At 36.3% G+C, this 16,288-nt stretch carries 18 protein-coding genes; 6 read left to right on the forward strand and 12 right to left on the reverse strand.

Features of this window, described 5'->3' with window-relative positions; translation table 11 throughout:
- Window positions 1-31 precede the first annotated feature (31 nt).
- Entirely contained in the window at window positions 32-1,129 is a 1,098-nt protein-coding gene (locus tag ACLI50_RS03635) for a TauD/TfdA family dioxygenase (protein ID WP_411413188.1), read from the forward strand.
- Between the two features lie 418 nt (window positions 1,130-1,547).
- Here the strand turns inward: ACLI50_RS03635 and ACLI50_RS03640 are convergent, their stop codons facing one another.
- The 7 genes from ACLI50_RS03640 to ACLI50_RS03670 all read right to left on the reverse strand — a co-directional run bounded on the left by ACLI50_RS03640 (window position 1,548) and on the right by ACLI50_RS03670 (window position 7,649).
- The gene (locus ACLI50_RS03640) at window positions 1,548-2,360 is read right to left on the reverse strand and encodes an alpha/beta hydrolase (protein WP_411413189.1); all 813 of its coding nucleotides are present in this window, start codon (window positions 2,358-2,360) and stop codon (window positions 1,548-1,550) included.
- 167 nt (window positions 2,361-2,527) lie between these two features.
- A complete protein-coding gene (locus ACLI50_RS03645; protein WP_411413190.1) occupies window positions 2,528-3,505 on the reverse strand; it encodes a 3-oxoacyl-ACP synthase III family protein in 978 nt (325 codons plus the stop codon).
- Between the two features lie 131 nt (window positions 3,506-3,636).
- Window positions 3,637-4,224 (reverse strand): Crp/Fnr family transcriptional regulator, encoded by a 588-nt coding sequence (locus tag ACLI50_RS03650; protein WP_411413191.1) that lies wholly within the window; start codon window positions 4,222-4,224, stop codon window positions 3,637-3,639.
- Between the two features lie 97 nt (window positions 4,225-4,321).
- Window positions 4,322-4,843: a GNAT family N-acetyltransferase gene (locus tag ACLI50_RS03655; protein ID WP_202840285.1), complete on the reverse strand. Its 522-nt coding sequence runs from the start codon at window positions 4,841-4,843 to the stop codon at window positions 4,322-4,324.
- A 17-nt stretch (window positions 4,844-4,860) separates the two neighbouring features.
- Window positions 4,861-5,442, reverse strand: a complete 582-nt coding sequence (locus tag ACLI50_RS03660; RefSeq protein WP_202840283.1) for a 5'-methylthioadenosine/S-adenosylhomocysteine nucleosidase family protein — start codon at window positions 5,440-5,442, stop codon at window positions 4,861-4,863.
- A 102-nt stretch (window positions 5,443-5,544) separates the two neighbouring features.
- Window positions 5,545-6,246 (reverse strand): DsbA family oxidoreductase, encoded by a 702-nt coding sequence (locus ACLI50_RS03665; protein ID WP_411413192.1) that lies wholly within the window; start codon window positions 6,244-6,246, stop codon window positions 5,545-5,547.
- Window positions 6,247-6,452: 206 nt separating this feature from the next.
- Window positions 6,453-7,649 carry an MFS transporter gene (locus tag ACLI50_RS03670; RefSeq protein WP_411413193.1) on the reverse strand — a complete coding sequence of 399 codons (1,197 nt, stop codon included), beginning with the start codon at window positions 7,647-7,649 and terminating at the stop codon, window positions 6,453-6,455.
- 255 nt (window positions 7,650-7,904) lie between these two features.
- On the opposite strand from ACLI50_RS03670, the gene ACLI50_RS03675 reads away from it, so the two are divergent.
- Window positions 7,905-8,636 (forward strand): MBL fold metallo-hydrolase, encoded by a 732-nt coding sequence (locus ACLI50_RS03675; RefSeq protein WP_411413194.1) that lies wholly within the window; start codon window positions 7,905-7,907, stop codon window positions 8,634-8,636.
- Between the two features lie 10 nt (window positions 8,637-8,646).
- Here ACLI50_RS03675 and ACLI50_RS03680 read toward each other — a convergent pair whose 3' ends face one another.
- Window positions 8,647-8,988 (reverse strand): helix-turn-helix transcriptional regulator, encoded by a 342-nt coding sequence (locus tag ACLI50_RS03680; protein ID WP_202840275.1) that lies wholly within the window; start codon window positions 8,986-8,988, stop codon window positions 8,647-8,649.
- Window positions 8,989-9,588: 600 nt separating this feature from the next.
- Here ACLI50_RS03680 and ACLI50_RS03685 point away from each other — a divergent pair.
- Window positions 9,589-10,182, forward strand: a complete 594-nt coding sequence (locus ACLI50_RS03685) for a Crp/Fnr family transcriptional regulator (protein ID WP_202840273.1) — start codon at window positions 9,589-9,591, stop codon at window positions 10,180-10,182.
- Between the two features lie 41 nt (window positions 10,183-10,223).
- Here the strand turns inward: ACLI50_RS03685 and ACLI50_RS03690 are convergent, their stop codons facing one another.
- Complete coding sequence (locus tag ACLI50_RS03690) at window positions 10,224-10,853, reverse strand: CatA-like O-acetyltransferase (protein WP_395973574.1); 630 nt, start codon at window positions 10,851-10,853, stop codon at window positions 10,224-10,226.
- Window positions 10,854-11,065: 212 nt separating this feature from the next.
- Between ACLI50_RS03690 and ACLI50_RS03695 the strand changes: the two genes are divergently transcribed.
- Window positions 11,066-11,911, forward strand: coding sequence for an NAD(P)-dependent oxidoreductase (locus tag ACLI50_RS03695; protein ID WP_202840269.1), 846 nt, complete (start codon window positions 11,066-11,068; stop codon window positions 11,909-11,911).
- A gap of 10 nt (window positions 11,912-11,921) precedes the next feature.
- A complete protein-coding gene (locus ACLI50_RS03700) occupies window positions 11,922-12,368 on the forward strand; it encodes a PPC domain-containing DNA-binding protein (protein ID WP_343638461.1) in 447 nt (148 codons plus the stop codon).
- A 123-nt stretch (window positions 12,369-12,491) separates the two neighbouring features.
- On the opposite strand, the gene ACLI50_RS03705 is transcribed toward ACLI50_RS03700, so the two are convergent.
- From ACLI50_RS03705 to ACLI50_RS03715, 3 genes are read right to left on the reverse strand one after another with little or no spacing between them, the layout of a single operon-like run.
- On the reverse strand, window positions 12,492-13,295 hold the full coding sequence (locus ACLI50_RS03705) for a helix-turn-helix domain-containing protein (protein ID WP_343638463.1): 804 nt from the start codon (window positions 13,293-13,295) through the stop codon (window positions 12,492-12,494).
- A gap of 18 nt (window positions 13,296-13,313) precedes the next feature.
- On the reverse strand, window positions 13,314-13,715 hold the full coding sequence (locus ACLI50_RS03710; protein ID WP_343638465.1) for a GlcG/HbpS family heme-binding protein: 402 nt from the start codon (window positions 13,713-13,715) through the stop codon (window positions 13,314-13,316).
- Between the two features lie 4 nt (window positions 13,716-13,719).
- A complete protein-coding gene (locus tag ACLI50_RS03715) occupies window positions 13,720-14,511 on the reverse strand; it encodes an SDR family oxidoreductase (protein WP_227942082.1) in 792 nt (263 codons plus the stop codon).
- Window positions 14,512-14,705: 194 nt separating this feature from the next.
- On the opposite strand from ACLI50_RS03715, the gene ACLI50_RS03720 reads away from it, so the two are divergent.
- Entirely contained in the window at window positions 14,706-16,163 is a 1,458-nt protein-coding gene (locus ACLI50_RS03720) for a S41 family peptidase (RefSeq protein WP_202840261.1), read from the forward strand.
- Window positions 16,164-16,288: the final 125 nt, after the last annotated feature.

Raw genomic sequence — 16,288 nt, forward strand, 5'->3', positions numbered from 1 at the left:
AAAATTATTACTTAACACCAAATTTTTTTTAATGAATTCTACAGAAATTTTAGATAAAGACTGTTTAACAGCTGTAAAACTGCTTCCTACGGTCATAGAAGTCACCTCTCAGGAAAGAAGAATGATCAAAGATGCGGCATTGCATCTTCAGAAAAAGTATGACACTTATGAAAACCGTGATTTTATAAAGCATGTCCATCAGCTGGCCTCTTATTTTCTTCCGGAAAGGATTCTCAATATAGCAGCTGATTTTGCGAGTGACTTTTCTGAAAATCAGTATGGCGCGCTGGTTTTTACAGGATTGATGGATATAGATCAGGAGGAAATAGGTTCTACTCCACCCAACTGGCAATCGGCAGATTATTCAAAGTTTAATTTATATGGTTTTGCGTGTGCGCTTATTCATGGGGCACTTCCCTCAAAGCCTGTACAATATTATTCACAGCGTAAAGGCGGCGGATTGATCCATGCCATTATTCCTGATGAAAAAATGAAAGAAACGCAGACGGGATCAGGATCCGCAACCGATTTGTATGTACATACTGAAGATGCTTTTCTTAAGCATCAGGCTGATTTTTTAAGCTTTATGTATGTAAGAAATGAAGAACAGGTTCCTTCTACCCTATATTCCATCCGTTCTCATGAGTCTATCGGGGAAAAGTACAGGCCACTTTTTGAGCCAATCTATAAAATCCCGAAAGATGCCAACCTAGAAACGGGAAGTAGTGAAGAAGAAACCTTAGATTCTGTTTTGTATGGAAATTACAGCCTTCCGTTTATGCGTTTTGATGCTGCTGAGCAGCTTTTCAATCCCAGTATCAGACAATCTGATGAGGCGCAGAATACGCTGCATGAATTCTGGGAAGAAGCAAGACATTTGATTTATTCTGGATTTACGCCTCAGGCCGGAGATGTTATTCTGGTTAATAATCATTTATGTGCTCACGGAAGATCGGCTTTCCGTGCGGGAGTAAGAAATATTGACGGTGTAGAACAGCCATGTGAAAGAAGGATTATGCTTCGTATGATGAGCAAAGTAAGTCTTATCGATATGAGAGCACACACCCTTACGGAAGATCCGTTCTTTGTGATAGAGGAACATCTGGGGAAAAATTTTCAACATTTTTAATAGAATGCCTGGTTAGTTGGTATTTTTGAACATTCAATCAATCGAAAACCTTTTTGGGCATAGCTCAAAAAGGTTTTTTATAAATTTAAAAACTTTACAAACCACAAAAGTCACAAAAGCTTATATATTAATACATTTTAGTTCAATGAAGCAACTTTAAAATGATGCTGCAAAAAAAGTTCACACTAAGTTGAAAATCAAAGATTTTCGCAAAACTTATGTGTACTTATTCTGCATAAAAATTTGCTCTAAAAATTTATTTGGTTAAAAACTTTGTGTCTTTTGTGGTTAAAAATAATCAATATTCAATAGGAACGAGCTTTAGCCCGTTTAAATAAATAGAAAATAAATCCTTTGGCTTTAGCCGAAACCTAAAATCTACCATTGTCAAGGTTTAAAGCCTTGACAAGAGTATAACTTACTGTTTAAAAAATCTGTCAAACAAAGACAACTGTTCAGATAATGATCTGCTCCAGTATTCCGGAACGTGCCCGCCTAAAGATTCTGTGTAGAGATGCTGGATCTTCATTTCAGTCAGCTTTTTATGAAAATTCCTGTTCATAGTAATCATTTGAGTGTCTTCTGTACCACAGTCGAAAATATATTGCTGATCTGCTGAGGCCATCAGTTTTATTTTGTTGTCCGTAAGGAAATTCGGATTGATAGACTCCAATGGTCCCAGCACTTTATTCACCATATATTTCTGATATCCTTCCCCGAACGAATTGAAGTCCAGTGCTCCACATGAACTTCCAACGATTCCAAATGTCTTGTTATACGTAACCCCGATGTTGATAGCTCCATAGCCTCCCATACTCCATCCTAAAATCCCGCGGAATTTCTTCTCAGCTTTCACAGGATAGTTTTTATCAATAAATTCTACCAGTTCTTTTCCAATAAAAGTCTGATATTGCGAATCCTTAACAACCGGGCTGTCTACATACCAGGAACTGTAATTCCCATCCGGAAGCACATAGATTGTTTTCAATTGCTGAGCTTTTTTAACCAGATCAGGAATATCCTGTTTGATAATCCTGTCCGGATTACCGCTGAAGCCATGAAGAATATAGACAGATGGATACCTGGTATTAGGCTGTAAATTGGGAGTGATGATCACTGTTTTGATTTTTTTATTCATTTTCGGACTGAAAATTTCCTGATGAATAATTTTTTGTGCTGATAACTGTACAAATGCAGTCAGTACAAATACAATGTTGATAAGCTTCTTCATGCTGAAAAATTTTTAATTAATCATAATCACTGGTATCATATTTCTTTAAACATATTGTGTACCAATGCATCTTTAACAGAGCAAAATTGCAGCATAAAAAAAAGAAAAGCCTCAACCTATGTTGAAGCTTTTGTTAATTCTTTTCATAAAATTAGATCAGTCAATGATTAATATTTCCAAAGCATTAATCCCGCCTGATAGCCTGTTCCCAGTGTCCATATGAGAATATAATCTCCTTTTTTTAATGATTTTACTTCTTTTTGATATTGGTCTAAAGCTAAAAATGGACTGGATGCTCCGGTATACCCAAGCTCTTTAGAGTAAAAAGGAATTTTTTCCTCCGGCAACTGAAAGTAATCGCGGATAATATTGATATTCTTGATAGAAAACTGTGAAAATAAAAACAAGTCAATCTGCTTCAGACTTATCTGATTGCGCTTTAAGAAAAGGGGGATATTTTCCAGTGCAAAATTGACACTTGCCATTCCGTCGAAAACACGATCCCAGGTTGCCAGATCGCCATGATGATGACCTGAACTTCCTTTAGGTGGGTAGAGCACGGTATTACAAAAGCTGCTGTCTGTATGATATAGTACATCTATTAACCCTGAGGTGTCGTCCCCATCATTTTCTACGATGAAAGCAAAAGCAGAATCTGAAAGACAAAAAGCAGTAATCGGGTTGTCAGGATCTAATATCCTCGAGAATTTTTCGGCACAAACTACCAAAGCTTTTGTTCCGGACCGGGTCCCTTTTAAATATTTTGACACCTGATCCAGCGCTATAAATGCTCCAATACAGTTGGCATTGATATCATAACATAAGGTATCCGGTTTTCCCTCTAATGCATGATGGATCTGGATAGCATCACAGGGAATATGATGTTCAGGAGAGCTGCTTACAAAAATAATAATATCTATATCGAGGATAGAAATATTACTTTCATTAAAAACTCCTTTTGCTGCTTCAATTCCCATAGAAAGTGTAGTTTCAAAAGAATTCTCCGGAACAATAAAACGTTCTGCCCTGCCTAATGCATTCTGGATTTTTTGTATTGAAATTTCCTGGTTTTCAAAGTGTTCAATAACAGCTGTATTATTTTCTACAAAATCAGGATGATAGAAATACGTGTGATGTAACTTCATGTCTGGTTAATATTTTAATTATATCTCTTATTTGTGATATAATGTAAATTTAACATAATAACAGGATATATCCCAGAAACATGAAATAAATCACTTTATAGGTGATTATTAAAAATGGATGGTAAATTTAATCAGTGCTTATCTCCGCTAATTTCCTTTTTGATCCGGCTAAGCTGTGTAGGTGTTATGCCCAGATAAGAAGCGATGTGATGCTGTTTCACTCGGTTGTAAAGAGATGCATTATCAAGCAATTGCAAATATCTTTTTTTTGCTGTTTCATACTTCAGAGAGACTTCCAAAGGTTCTTTTTTTACCACCCAGTTTTTTTCCAGATAATGCAGGTGAAAAAGAGCCAGATCATGGTGTTTTTCCAGCAGCTCACGGTAAGCTTTTGCGGGGTATTGTATTACTGAGCAGTCTTCCAGTGCAATCATATTGAAATCGCTGGGTTCGTTTTTAATAATGGCTGCTGTGGAAGCTACAAAGGTGTTTTCTTCAAAGAAAATTTTATAGATATTATTCCCCTGTTCATCTACTGTGTAATATCCTATCAGTCCTGACTTTAAAAAGTAATAATATCTGGCCATAGAACCGGATTCCAGCAGAAGATCGTTTTTGTGGTAGTATTCTTCTGTACAGATATCCAATAAATCTTTAATGGTTTCCTCAGATAAAGGATAATAGTGATTAATATGTTTTACAAATTCTGAATGCTTCATTTTGGTATTTGGAAAGTGTAAAGGATTGTATTACACAATCATCTGTGAAACCCTGTGTAATCAGTGGTTACATACAATCTTTCTGTTTTTCAGAAAATTAATCCAATACTTTTTTCATCATCAGATCGGTCTGTTCTTCTTCCCCAAGCCTGAAAATATGCTTATCAAACTCAACGAATCCATTTTTTCTGTAAAATTGTAAAGCTCTCAGGTTTTTTTCCCAAACCCCAAGCCATAAGTATGATTTACCAAGCTGCTCAGCTGTTTCCAAAGCCTGGTTATAAAGAAGCTGGCCCACTTTTTTACCGTGATGGCTTTTCTTTACATAGATTCTTTCAATTTCAAGGGCGGTATCATCCTGAAGTTCAGTCTGTGCCTTTCCGGAATTGACTTTCAGGTAACCAACCGGATTGTCTTCTTCCCAGGCAATATAGAAAAATGAATCAGGATTATTCAACTCTGATTTTATTTTTTCCGTATTAAAGCTTTCTTCCAGATACTTTTTCATAGCCTCTTCCGTATTATTTTCTGCAAAAGTTTCGGAAAACGTCTGTCTTCCTAAACTTTGTACAATTTCTACATCTTCGGCGGAGGCTTTATTAATGATAATTGAACTCATAATGATAAGAATAAATGTTATGAAAAAAGGATTTTCTTAAATGCTTCGGAAGCCAGATGTACCTGTACACTCCAGTCGTCAGCAGCATCACTTCCTGCATCGTCAGAAATATATTTCAGGCATAAAAACGGAATGTTTTCCTGTTGGGCAATCAATGCCAGCGGATAGGCTTCCATGTCTACAATATTGTAATCTGTTTCGGAGTGGTTCATTTCAAAACTATCACCGCTACCACAGATTCCTTCTTTCAAAGTATCCATTTTAAGACCATATTCCAGTACAGGTGGTACTCCTGATAATGGAGTTTCATATAATTTAAAACCAAGTCCTCTTACATCCATATCCCGCTGGATGAATTTTGTACAGCATACGACTTCTCCTTTGTGAAATCCCTTACTTCCGGCAGAACCTAAATTCACGATCAGTTTAGGTTTTCTTGTATGAATTTCTTTGGTTAATTCAATCGCCGCATTTACTTTTCCGATACCGGTAATCAATTTGTTTTTATCGTCGAAAACGGTTCCTGCTTCAGAATCTAATGCAAAAACAAAAAGGGTATCATCAATTGAGTAATGGGTGTTGTTGTTAATTTTTATCATTGAAAAATCAAATTTACACAGCTTTTATTACTGTATTACAAAGATACAAGACTCTGTTCAATTAAAAACCCCAAAATAAAACTATTTTGGGGTTCTGATATCTTAAATTCTGCATCCGTCTGCATCACAGGAAGCTCCGTTCTCACCGGAAATATCCTTAAACGGGCTCACCGCTTCTTTGTAAGTCTGCTGGAGTGCATTTTCAAATACCTCTGCAGGCTGAGCTCCGGAAACAGCATATTTACCGTTCAGAACAAAGAAAGGAACTCCGGAAATGCCATTGTTTCTTGCCTCCTGAATATCCTGATTCACTTCATAATCCAGTTGATCTGTTGTAATAGCCTGCAGTGCTTCTTCTCTGTCAATCCCTAAGCTTTCAGCAAGAGCTGTCAAAACTTCAGTATCTCCAACATTTTTGCCGTCAATAAAATGAGCGATAAATAATGCCTCTTCCATTTCATTGGATTTGTTGTGCTTTTTAGCCAGATGAAGCAATTTATGAGCGCTGAATGTATTGGTGATCAATGTTTTTCCGAAGTTGAAATCAATTCCGGCCCCTTTTCCCATTTGGGTAACCTGTCCCAGCATTTGAGCAGCCTGGGCTTCAGCTACTCCTTTTTTCTCTCTGAAATATTGAATGGTATCCTGAGTTTCTTTCGGATCTAAAGTTGGGTCCAGCTGAAAACTCTTCCACTCTATTTCTACTTCATCTTTAAAAGGAAGCTTATTCAAAGCCTGTTCAAAATTATTTTTTCCGATATAGCAAAACGGACACATTACGTCCGACCAGATTTCTATTTTCATTGTATTTAATTTTAAATCAAATTAATAGTACAAAGATAGGGTATTTTATTTAATGTAACAAAAATTATTACAATTTAATCCTCACAGCTGGGAAGAACCTGGCTGCGTTCTGCAGATCCGCGAATTGAATAAACATGAAAATAGAAGAAGCGGGATTTTATCAAAGATAAAATCCCGCTTCTTAAACAAATCAGAAATATTAAAATTTACATCGCTGCGTTTGCTTTATTGACTTTTTTTGAAAACAAAATATGGGCAATCAAAGCCAGTACTCCAAATACAGTTCCTACAAGACATACGCCGGTCCATTGAGCCTTTTGCCAGGCAATAGAAGCCAGCCATGTTCCCAGTGATCCTCCAATAAAGTAAGAAACCATATACACTGTATTCAGTCTGTTAACGGCATTGGATTTAATCAAAAAATAATTGGTCTGGTTCATAATATGGCTTGACTGTACCCCTAAATCTACAAGAATTACTCCTACAATCAGTCCCCAATAGGTTTCACCTGCAAAATAGGTAAAGCCCCAGCTTCCGATGACAATCAGTAAAGAATACAAGATAATTCTGTTAATATCCAGATACTTTTGAAGTTTTCCCACCTTAGCAGCAGCTAAAGCTCCTACAGCCCCGGCTAATCCAAAGCTTCCCACGACAGAAGAACCTGCATTAAAAGGTGGTTTTTCCATATGAAAAACCAATGTGGTAAACAAAGCACACATAGAACCGAATGCCATTGCCCCACGGAATGATGCCAGCTGAAGAACAGGCTGTGTTCTTGCAAGATGAGCTACAGACTGCATCAGCTCTTTATAGCTACCTTTAAAATTGGGCGACATTTCCGGAAGCATCTTATAGACAGCTAACCAGACAATGACCATCAATCCTGCCGCTATTCCAAACATAGCTCTCCAGCCCCAGACTTCTCCTACAATTCCTCCCACAAAGCGGGACAGAAGAATCCCGAGTAATAATCCGGACATTACCAATCCGATGTTGGAGGATTTTTCATTATCTGATGAAAGTTCTGCTGCAATAGGGACAAATAATTGTGGAATAACTGAAGTTGTCCCGATCAGTAAGCTGGCTGCATACAGCATCCATAATTGAGTAGCAAAAGTCATCCATAAAAGTGATCCGAAAACAAGAAACAAATCAATTAAAATGAGTTTCTTGCGGAAAAATTTGTCTCCCAACGGAACAATCAGCAAAAGCCCTAACGCATAACCGATCTGAGTCAGTACAGAAATTTTACCTGCTGCACTCTCAGAAACCTGCAGTTCCTCTGAAATAAGGGCCAGTAAAGGCTGATTATAATAATTGTTCGCCACCACCAGTCCGGAAATAACGGCCATAAGCCAGATAACAGTCCGGGAAATACCATTGGAAGAATTCTCCTGCATTGCGTATAAAGTTTTTATTTGAATTGAAAGCAGTCTGAAAGCAGATAACGATGCATACTTTCAGATTTTTAAGAGATCAAAGATAATCATTAAAAAAGGAAATAATCTGCTCTTTTCTTTTACATTTTACGAATGCTGCGTGATTCTGAGATAAGTAGAATGATTTCAGTATTCTGCCTGCCTGATTGTTTTTATGGATAATATATATTGACGAAAAACTTTTTGAATCTTGGAAATAATAAGGAAATTTGCAGCATGAAAATTATTCCACTTAAAGAAGGCAATTTTTCGGCAAGCAAAACCAAGGATTTTACGCTTTTAACAGAAGAAAATTTTGATAAGGCTGGTGGAATCAAAATGTCGGTTCAGCCGTTTCTTATCATCACTGAAAATGACTATATCCTTCTGGATGCCGGCATTGGCTGGAAAAACAGCACCGGAACAACTGTGGTTTCAGAAATTCTTGAAAAGGAAAATATCCGTCCTGAACAAGTCACCAGATTATTGCTGTCCCATCTTCATAAAGATCATATTGAAGGAGCTGTGAAGCTCACGGAAAATGGTTTTGAAGCCGCTTTTCCAAACGCTCAGATTTATATACAGAAACGCGAACTGGATTTTGCAATGGAAAATAAAGGCAATCCTTCTTTTGATTTTGAGATCCTGGAAAAACTGATTCAGCTCCCGAATATCACATGGATGAATGATGATAAAGGACAGATCACAGATGAAATTTCCTATGAAGTTGCAGGCGGACACACGCCTTTTATGCAGGTGTTCTGGATCAGAGAAAATAATGAAACTGTTTTCTATGGAGCTGATGACCTCCCGCAGGCTTCTTATTTAAAATATCATTTAGCTTACAAAAGTGATTTTGACGGTAGAAAGGCGATGGAATTACGGCTGAAGTGGGAAAAAGAAGCAAGAGAAAACCGCTGGAAAATCCTTTTGTATCACGATTTGGATAAAACTATTGTAGAAGTTTAAAAAAAATGGTTTAAATTTCATTAAACCATTTATAGATATCAAATTCCGAAGGGATATTGAGTTTTTTTCTGATCCTGTTTTTCCTGTTTTGTATCGCTTTTGGAGTTACAAAAATACAGGTTGCAATTTCCTTTGTTGTCATATTGAGCTTAAGGTAAATACAAAAGATCAATTCAGAATTTTTTAGTGCAGGCTGTATAGCAGATAACTTCTTAAAAAAATCGGGATAGACGAGTCTGAATTTATTCAGCAGTCGTGGAGAATTTGCTTTGGCAAGAGCCATAATTTCGTCTTGTACAAGAATCTTTTGATTCAAATCCTCTATGTTCGTTTCAGGTTTTTTATTTTTCATAATACTTTCTCATCTCTACTTATTTCAGATACGGCATCTTTTGCGCATATCAGTACAAAGTCTTTTTTTCTCTTTTCTATCTGTATTTTGCTGATTTACTAATTGAGGGTAAATTAATTTTTATGTATTCAAAATTCTGTTACTTTTAGTTAATATAATGTAATGTTTCATAGTGTATAGGTTGTATTTATTGAATAATTATGTTAAAAAAATTCCACATGTGAATTTTATATCAATTTTATATTGGCAAAGAAAGAAAAAATGATTAAAATTTTATTAAAAGCGTGTACCACATAGATACCACGTTATTTTTTTAATAAAATTTCTTAACAGCTTTTATCAGCCTGTTTGCCATTGTTTGTACTGTTACTTTTTGATGGGTTGTAAATGTAGTGGATTACCAAGGTTACTTTTTATGATCTGGATCAATATTTAAACAAAAGAATTACTCAAAAAAAGTGATTATATGTGGTATATTAATGGTACCACATTGCATAGGAAATCAAGAAAATCACAGTTCCTTTATTATTATAAATTTTGAAGCATTAAACAGTCTCTTAAAGAGCATTTAAAATTTTAGCTGAAAATAAAAATAGAACTATGATCACTGAAAATTTACTCATCTCATTTGGAGCCGAAATTAAAAACTATAAAGCAGAAGATATTATTTTCCGGGAAGAAGATTTACCAATGTATTATTACCAGATTGAAAAAGGAAAAGTTAAGCTTAATAATTATATGGAAGACGGGAAAGAGTTTATCCAGAATATATTATCAGACGGCCATAGCTTTGGAGAATCCTTACTTTTTGTAGACAGACCCTACCCGATGAATGCCATTGCAATGGAAGACTCCGGTATTTTCATCATGCCGAGACAGAACTTTCTGAAGCTGATCCAGGATAATCCCGAAATTTCATTAAATATCTATCAGTGCCTTGCAGAAAGGATGTATTATAAATATATCATGCTCTATAATCTTTCTTTTCAAAATCCGGTTTCCAGGCTAAAACTACTGATGGATTATCTGAAAAGCTATCATGATGATAAAAAGCCTTATACTTTCCAGATTCCTCTTACCCGGCAGCAGCTTGCTTCATTGACGGGATTACGTGTGGAAACCGTTATACGCACCATAAAACAGATGGAAAAGGATCAGATCCTGAAAATAGAACGTGGGAAGATTTATTACTAAAAACAAAAGCCGGTTTTAAGTCCGGCTTTTGTTATAATGTCTTATTCCTGATCCAGTTCTTTCTGGAACTCTTCCAGGTATCTGGCTATATGAATGCCGTCTGCCAACCCATGATGTGCTTCAATAGAAACGGGTAGATATTTTCTGCCTCCACGGATATTAAATCTTCCAAAAGCGATTTTTGGAACTGATTCTGTTGTATTAAAATCTGTAGGATGCAATATCGCACTGAATGAATTCCATGGAATAGTAGTATGTCTGATGTGATCTTTTCCCAGCCTTCCGTTGCTTAATCTTAGCCCCGTGGTTTCGTGTACTCCTTTTATTTCCTCCTGCAGTGCTGCATTGAATGTTTCAAAATCTTCTGAGAAAGGAGTGAATGAAAAACCGAAAGTACCATCCGGTCTTCCGATCGTACTGCCGGCATGAACGGTGTCAAACTGTATCACCTGCCCATCAATAATTCTGAGTTTCAGCTCATCTACTCTATTAACGGCCACCATAGATTTGTGAAAATAATAGGCAAAAAATGAATACCCTTTTTCTTTGGCGGTATCATAAGCTTTTGTACAGTCCACCTCCGTTGTAAATCCAAAATAAGGGCTTGCCATATTAGAAAAAAATTCAAAATGTTCTTTTCTGTTCCAGTTGTCTATATCTACGATCTTCATTAATTCTTATTTGCTGCAAATTTCTGAAAGTTTATCCGGTTTTAAAAGCTTATGGATAAAAATATAATTAAATCTTAATTAGGTAAAGGGATTGTTTGGTCGATATTTTGCTGCAAAACAAACGTATTTTATATACTCATTGATCTCCTTTCAGAGGACTCTTCTTCAATCAGGATATTAAGACTTACTCAATAAAAAATAGAAAAAATACTATGGAAAAAATCGGATTCATCGGATTAGGAAATATGGGACATCCTATGGCAAAGAATATTGAAAAAGCTGGATTTCCGCTTTCAGTGTATAACAGATCTTCTGAAAAAGCCAAGGATTTTGAAGAAAAATCTACAGTCTGCATCCAGATTAAAGACCTTGTTCAAAACAGTGATATTATATTCACAATGCTAACCAACGACACTGCTGTAAAAGCAGTATACGAAGAAATTCTTCCACTAAATATTCAAGGGAAACTCTTTGTAGATATGAGTACGATCTCACCCGAAGCGTCTGCAGCAACATCTGCTGGTGTGAAAATAAAAGAGGCCTCCTTTATTGATGCACCTGTAGCAGGAAGCACCCAGCCGGCAAAGGAAGGAACCCTGATCATTATGGCAGGAGGTGAAGAAAAAGACCTTCAACGGGCTATACCCTACCTTTTGAAAATGGGAAAATCTGTAAAACATTTAGGTGAAAACGGAAAAGGTATTGCAGGAAAATTATCTGTCAATTATTTTCTGTCTGCCATTTATCAGGGGCTTGCAGAAACAGTTTTATTGGCCGGAAAGCTGGGGATTGAAAGATCAGACATGCTGGAAATAATCAACGAAAGTGCGAGCGGAAGCGGGGCAACCAAAGTAAAAACACCTATGCTGACTGCCGATCAGTACGCTCCGGCATTTGCCCTTGACCTGATGCTGAAAGATATCCTTCTTGCCAAAAATGCAGGTGCCGATTATCCTCTGTCTGAGGCTCTGGTTCAAACCTATCAGAATGCACATGATAAAGGATTCGGTCAGGATGACGTTATAGGAATCATCAATTATTTGAAAACAATACAATAATATGGAAATCATGAATTATAAAGGAAACCATTGGTCTGCAAGGAAAGTGGATCATATTTACATCGTTAGTATTGAAAATCATTCCAATATTGTAGAAGCTTTAACCGACTTTATCCAGAATCAGAATATCCGGGCGGGAGAAGTAACAGGAATAGGAGCTGTGAGTGAAGCCACTCTCCGGTTCTTTAATCCGGCCACCAAAAAATATGTGGACAGGACCTTCAAAGAACAGATGGAAGTCACCAATATTTCCGGAAATGTTTCTGAAATAGAAGGAGAACAAACCCTGCACCTTCATATTACGCTCGGAAGACAAGATTACACAGCTTTGGCCGGACACCTTCTGGAGGCAAAAATTCAGGGTGCCGGAGAATTTATTTTTTACCCTTTGGCAACGAGAGTTGTAAAAATTAAAAATGAAGAAACAGGAATCAACTTTTATGATTTTGAAAAATAATCCGGTTCCCGTGTAGTATTTTTAATCAAATATTTATTGAATGTTTTATTCGTTACATAAAGGTAAATACAAAGACACAAGAGTATTTCCTGTGTCTTTGCATTTACGGCAAACCAGCAATGCTTAAAGCTCCGTAGTCGTTACTCCGAATTTCTTTTTAAAAGAAGAATAAAAATGAGATAAATTCTCAAAGCCCAGATCAAGATAAATATCTGAAGGCTTTTTATCCTGAGTTTTAATCAAATAATAGGCTTCCTTCAGTCTTTTTTCTTTCAGCCACTGTTTGGGAGCCATTTTAAATATTTTACTGAAATCCCTTTTAAATCCGGAAAGACTGCGTCCCGTAAGCCTTGCAAAAGCATCTACAGAAACATTGAACATATAGTTTTTGTTCATAAACTCTGCAAGATCAATCTTATGAGGCCCGGAAAAATCAAAAAGAAGATTTTTAAAATCCGGATTGCTCAGCAAAAGTAACTCTATGGCTTCTTTCACTTTTAATGCCGCTAACTTTGGAGGAATTTCCTTTGTTTTATTGATGTAAGGAATAAGAGAAGCAAAATAACTCCCAAAGAAATCATCAGGCTCAAAAAACAACTGCTGATTACCCGGAAAAGGTGTATTTGCTGCTATTCTGTTCTCCGTGGCATACTGTCTTAATGTTTCATCATCAAGCGTAATAGAAATAAACTGATACTTTTCGTTAGCGGAAGGATATTTGATCGTTCTGATCAGTTGATTTTTCCTCACCAGAACTACTGTATTTTCTTTGATCACAGTTTTCCCCTGTTCATGAAAAGCATGCGTTTCTCCTGAAATCTGAAAACCCAGAAAATAATCAGGAATAAACTCTTCATGACCTCTGTAAGATTCAAATGCGCATGAATAAACCAGTTTATCAAATATGATTTCAGAAGTATTTTCCATGATACAAATATCTGAAATTTACGCAATAGCCTGCGCTCCTGCCTCGGCAATTTCTTTATCCTGTTCCGGAGTTCCCCCTGAAGAACCTATTGCGCCGATAATCTTTCCGGCTTTATCCTGTAATACGACACCGCCTGCGATAGTCAGAAGCCCTCCGTTAGAGTTCAGCATTCCATAGCCATGGACACCTGTTTCTGAAATGATTTCTTCCATGATATCACTGTTAACTCCAAACATAGCCGCCGTTCTTGCTTTTTTAAGGGCAAAATCAATCACTCCGTAAACACTGTCCAGTCTGGCTAATGCGATAAGATGTCCACCGCTATCTACCACGGCAATGCTCACAGGAATATTCATCAATAATGCTTTTTCCTTTGCTGCATGTAAGACTTTTTCGGCAGTTTTATAATTCAGTTCCATATGATTAGCTTTTTGTGTTCCATGCATCTGCCTGAAGCTGTTTTACAAAATCTTCAGTCTCCTTTGGATGTACATTCCTGAAATTACTGTTGTCATCTAAAGCTACATTTACAATTACTTCAGCCATAGATTGAGGATCAAGCTGGTGCGCTAAAGATTCTGCAGCTCCATCAAAAGCAGATTCCGGAGTGAAATTGATTTTCGGATCATACCAGTGGAAAATAGAATCTACTCCCCTGTCATTGAAACCTGTTCCAAATACACCCGGATTACAGGTTGCAATCTTGATATTGAATGGGGCAAGTTCAGTTCTTAAACCTTCTGCAATAGATTCCAGCGCATGTTTTGAAGCACAATAAGCAGCAACATAAGGAACAGTCCATAAACCTCCCATTGAAGAGGTGAAAACAACCTTCCCGCTTTTCTTTTCAACAAATTTTTTGATAAAACCCTGTGCAAGATTCAACGCACCAAAAACATTCACTTCAAACATAGAACGGATAATATCTACCGGTTGTTCTGCAATGGGACCTCCCTCCATAATTCCTGCGTTACTGATAAGAATATCTATATCATTGTATTTCTTTACAATATACTCCACATCTCTTGGGTTGGTTACATCCAGTTTATCCACGATCAAGGTTATTCCATGTTCCTTGGCTTCACGGATTAAATCACTCATCTGAGGATAGATCTGTGCAGTAGCAATTACCTGATGCCCTTTTTTAGCAAGTTCGAAAGCAGCAATCTTTCCAAATCCGCTTGCTGCGCCTGTAATTAAAATTGTTTTACTCATTGTATTCTTTTTTAATGATACTCCAAAATTCAAAAATTTTTCAAAGGGCAATATTGGCTCAAGGTTCATTTTTATATTGCTGAAAAGCTCAAAAAAAAACAGTGGAATAAGATTTTGTTTAATAACCTCTTTTTACATCATAAAAAGATAGATTTATCGTTAAATTTGTAACCTTTAAAACTAAAAACCAACCTATGCTTAAAATTAAAATACTCCTTTTAATTTTTATCTCCTCTTCTTCTTTTAGCTATGCTCAAAACTGTAATTGTGAAAGTAATTATCAGTGGGTAAAAAAGACTTTTGAAGAAAATGATGCCGGATATCAGTATATCATTGATAAAAAGGGAATTTCAGCTTACCAGGCCCATAACGATGATTTTCTGAAAAAAATCAAAAATGCAAAATCTGATACAGAATGTACCCAGACTATTTATGATTGGCTTACATTCTTCAGATCCGGGCATTTTTCCATCAGAATGATCGAAAAAAGTAATCAGCAATCTCAGCCGCAAACACCAACCTCAACCACAAATAATAAAACAGAAACGGTAACAATAGATATTGATAAGTTTAAAAAAGAAATTGTTTCTAAAAAAGATTCTGATATTGAAGGAATCTGGGAAACCGAACCTTATACCATAGGGATTAAAAAAATTGGAGATGTATACAAAGGTTTTATCATCAAATCCGGAGCTGAAAACTGGAAACCGAATGACTTAAAACTGATTTTCAGTGCCGACAGGTCCAAAGGAACTTTCTATGTAAGGAATAAATCCGGCCTGGAGATAAAGAGCATACGTTTGGTGGGAAAAAACTATCTTGAAATCAATGAGTTTACCCTGAAAAGAGTTTCCCCTGCATTTGAAAAGGAAGAAGGAATTGAAACACACTATGAAGCAATAAAGGCTCAAAAACCTTTTCTGAAACCACTTAACAAAACAACATTGCTTTTGAGGATTCCTTCATTCAACGGCGCTTTGAAAAAAGATATAGACAGCGTAATTACAGCCAACAAATCTAAAATCGAAAGTACGGAAAATCTTATTATTGATATCAGATATAACGGAGGCGGCAGCGATAACAGTTTTGCTAAAATTATTCCCTATCTCTATACCAATCCTGTCAGAAATGTCAGAACGCAGTTTTATTCTACAAAACTGAATAATCAGAGAATGCTGGATCTTTATGAAAATTACCAGAAATACGGAATACCGGAAGACGAAAGAGAATATCTGAAAAAAGCGTATGATAAACTCAGCCAGAATCTGGGTAAGTATGTAAGTTTACAGGATGATGGAAGTACTGTAGGAATCAATAAGATGGATAAAATTTCTCCTTACCCTAAAAATGTAGGAATTATCATCAATAATGGAAATGGTAGTACTGCAGAAGAGTTTTTACTCGTTGCCAGACAAAGTAAAAAGGTAAAACTCTTTGGAACAACTACTGCCGGAGTGCTGGATATTTCCAATATGTATTTTGTAAATTCACCCTGCAACGAATTTAAACTGGGATATTCGCTCTCCAAAAGTTTCCGTATTCCGGATATGGCCATTGATGGAAAAGGCATTCAGCCTGACTATTTCATTGATCAGTCCATCCCAGATTATCAATGGATTGATTATGTAAACAATGTTTTGAATGAAAAATAAAATAATGAGCTGTTTTCAAATGGAGACAGCTTTTTTTGATGTTTTTCCGTAAAACAATCAGTTTTTAATTAATAAAAAATACCATATTATTAAAATTGGTTAAGTTTTTGAAGCGTATTTTTGTA

It is taken from the genome of Chryseobacterium cupriresistens (genome assembly GCF_046614675.1).
Classification (GTDB): Bacteria; Bacteroidota; Bacteroidia; order Flavobacteriales; family Weeksellaceae; genus Chryseobacterium; species Chryseobacterium cupriresistens.

Excerpts from the sequence above, each read along its gene's own strand:
- ACLI50_RS03705 (WP_343638463.1), bottom strand. The coding sequence starts at position 13,295 with ATGGAAAATACTTCTGAAATCATATTTGATAAACTGGTTTATTCATGC.
- ACLI50_RS03650 (WP_411413191.1), bottom strand. The coding sequence starts at position 4,224 with ATGAAGCATTCAGAATTTGTAAAACATATTAATCACTATTATCCTTTA.
- ACLI50_RS03720 (WP_202840261.1), top strand. The coding sequence starts at position 14,706 with ATGCTTAAAATTAAAATACTCCTTTTAATTTTTATCTCCTCTTCTTCT.
- ACLI50_RS03685 (WP_202840273.1), top strand. The coding sequence starts at position 9,589 with ATGATCACTGAAAATTTACTCATCTCATTTGGAGCCGAAATTAAAAAC.
- ACLI50_RS03675 (WP_411413194.1), top strand. The coding sequence starts at position 7,905 with ATGAAAATTATTCCACTTAAAGAAGGCAATTTTTCGGCAAGCAAAACC.
- ACLI50_RS03640 (WP_411413189.1), bottom strand. The coding sequence starts at position 2,360 with ATGAAGAAGCTTATCAACATTGTATTTGTACTGACTGCATTTGTACAG.
- ACLI50_RS03665 (WP_411413192.1), bottom strand. The coding sequence starts at position 6,246 with ATGAAAATAGAAATCTGGTCGGACGTAATGTGTCCGTTTTGCTATATC.
- ACLI50_RS03690 (WP_395973574.1), bottom strand. The coding sequence starts at position 10,853 with ATGAAGATCGTAGATATAGACAACTGGAACAGAAAAGAACATTTTGAA.
- ACLI50_RS03715 (WP_227942082.1), bottom strand. The coding sequence starts at position 14,511 with ATGAGTAAAACAATTTTAATTACAGGCGCAGCAAGCGGATTTGGAAAG.
- ACLI50_RS03635 (WP_411413188.1), top strand. The coding sequence starts at position 32 with ATGAATTCTACAGAAATTTTAGATAAAGACTGTTTAACAGCTGTAAAA.
- ACLI50_RS03655 (WP_202840285.1), bottom strand. The coding sequence starts at position 4,843 with ATGAGTTCAATTATCATTAATAAAGCCTCCGCCGAAGATGTAGAAATT.
- ACLI50_RS03645 (WP_411413190.1), bottom strand. The coding sequence starts at position 3,505 with ATGAAGTTACATCACACGTATTTCTATCATCCTGATTTTGTAGAAAAT.
- ACLI50_RS03700 (WP_343638461.1), top strand. The coding sequence starts at position 11,922 with ATGAATTATAAAGGAAACCATTGGTCTGCAAGGAAAGTGGATCATATT.
- ACLI50_RS03680 (WP_202840275.1), bottom strand. The coding sequence starts at position 8,988 with ATGAAAAATAAAAAACCTGAAACGAACATAGAGGATTTGAATCAAAAG.
- ACLI50_RS03660 (WP_202840283.1), bottom strand. The coding sequence starts at position 5,442 with ATGATAAAAATTAACAACAACACCCATTACTCAATTGATGATACCCTT.
- ACLI50_RS03670 (WP_411413193.1), bottom strand. The coding sequence starts at position 7,649 with ATGCAGGAGAATTCTTCCAATGGTATTTCCCGGACTGTTATCTGGCTT.
- ACLI50_RS03695 (WP_202840269.1), top strand. The coding sequence starts at position 11,066 with ATGGAAAAAATCGGATTCATCGGATTAGGAAATATGGGACATCCTATG.
- ACLI50_RS03710 (WP_343638465.1), bottom strand. The coding sequence starts at position 13,715 with ATGGAACTGAATTATAAAACTGCCGAAAAAGTCTTACATGCAGCAAAG.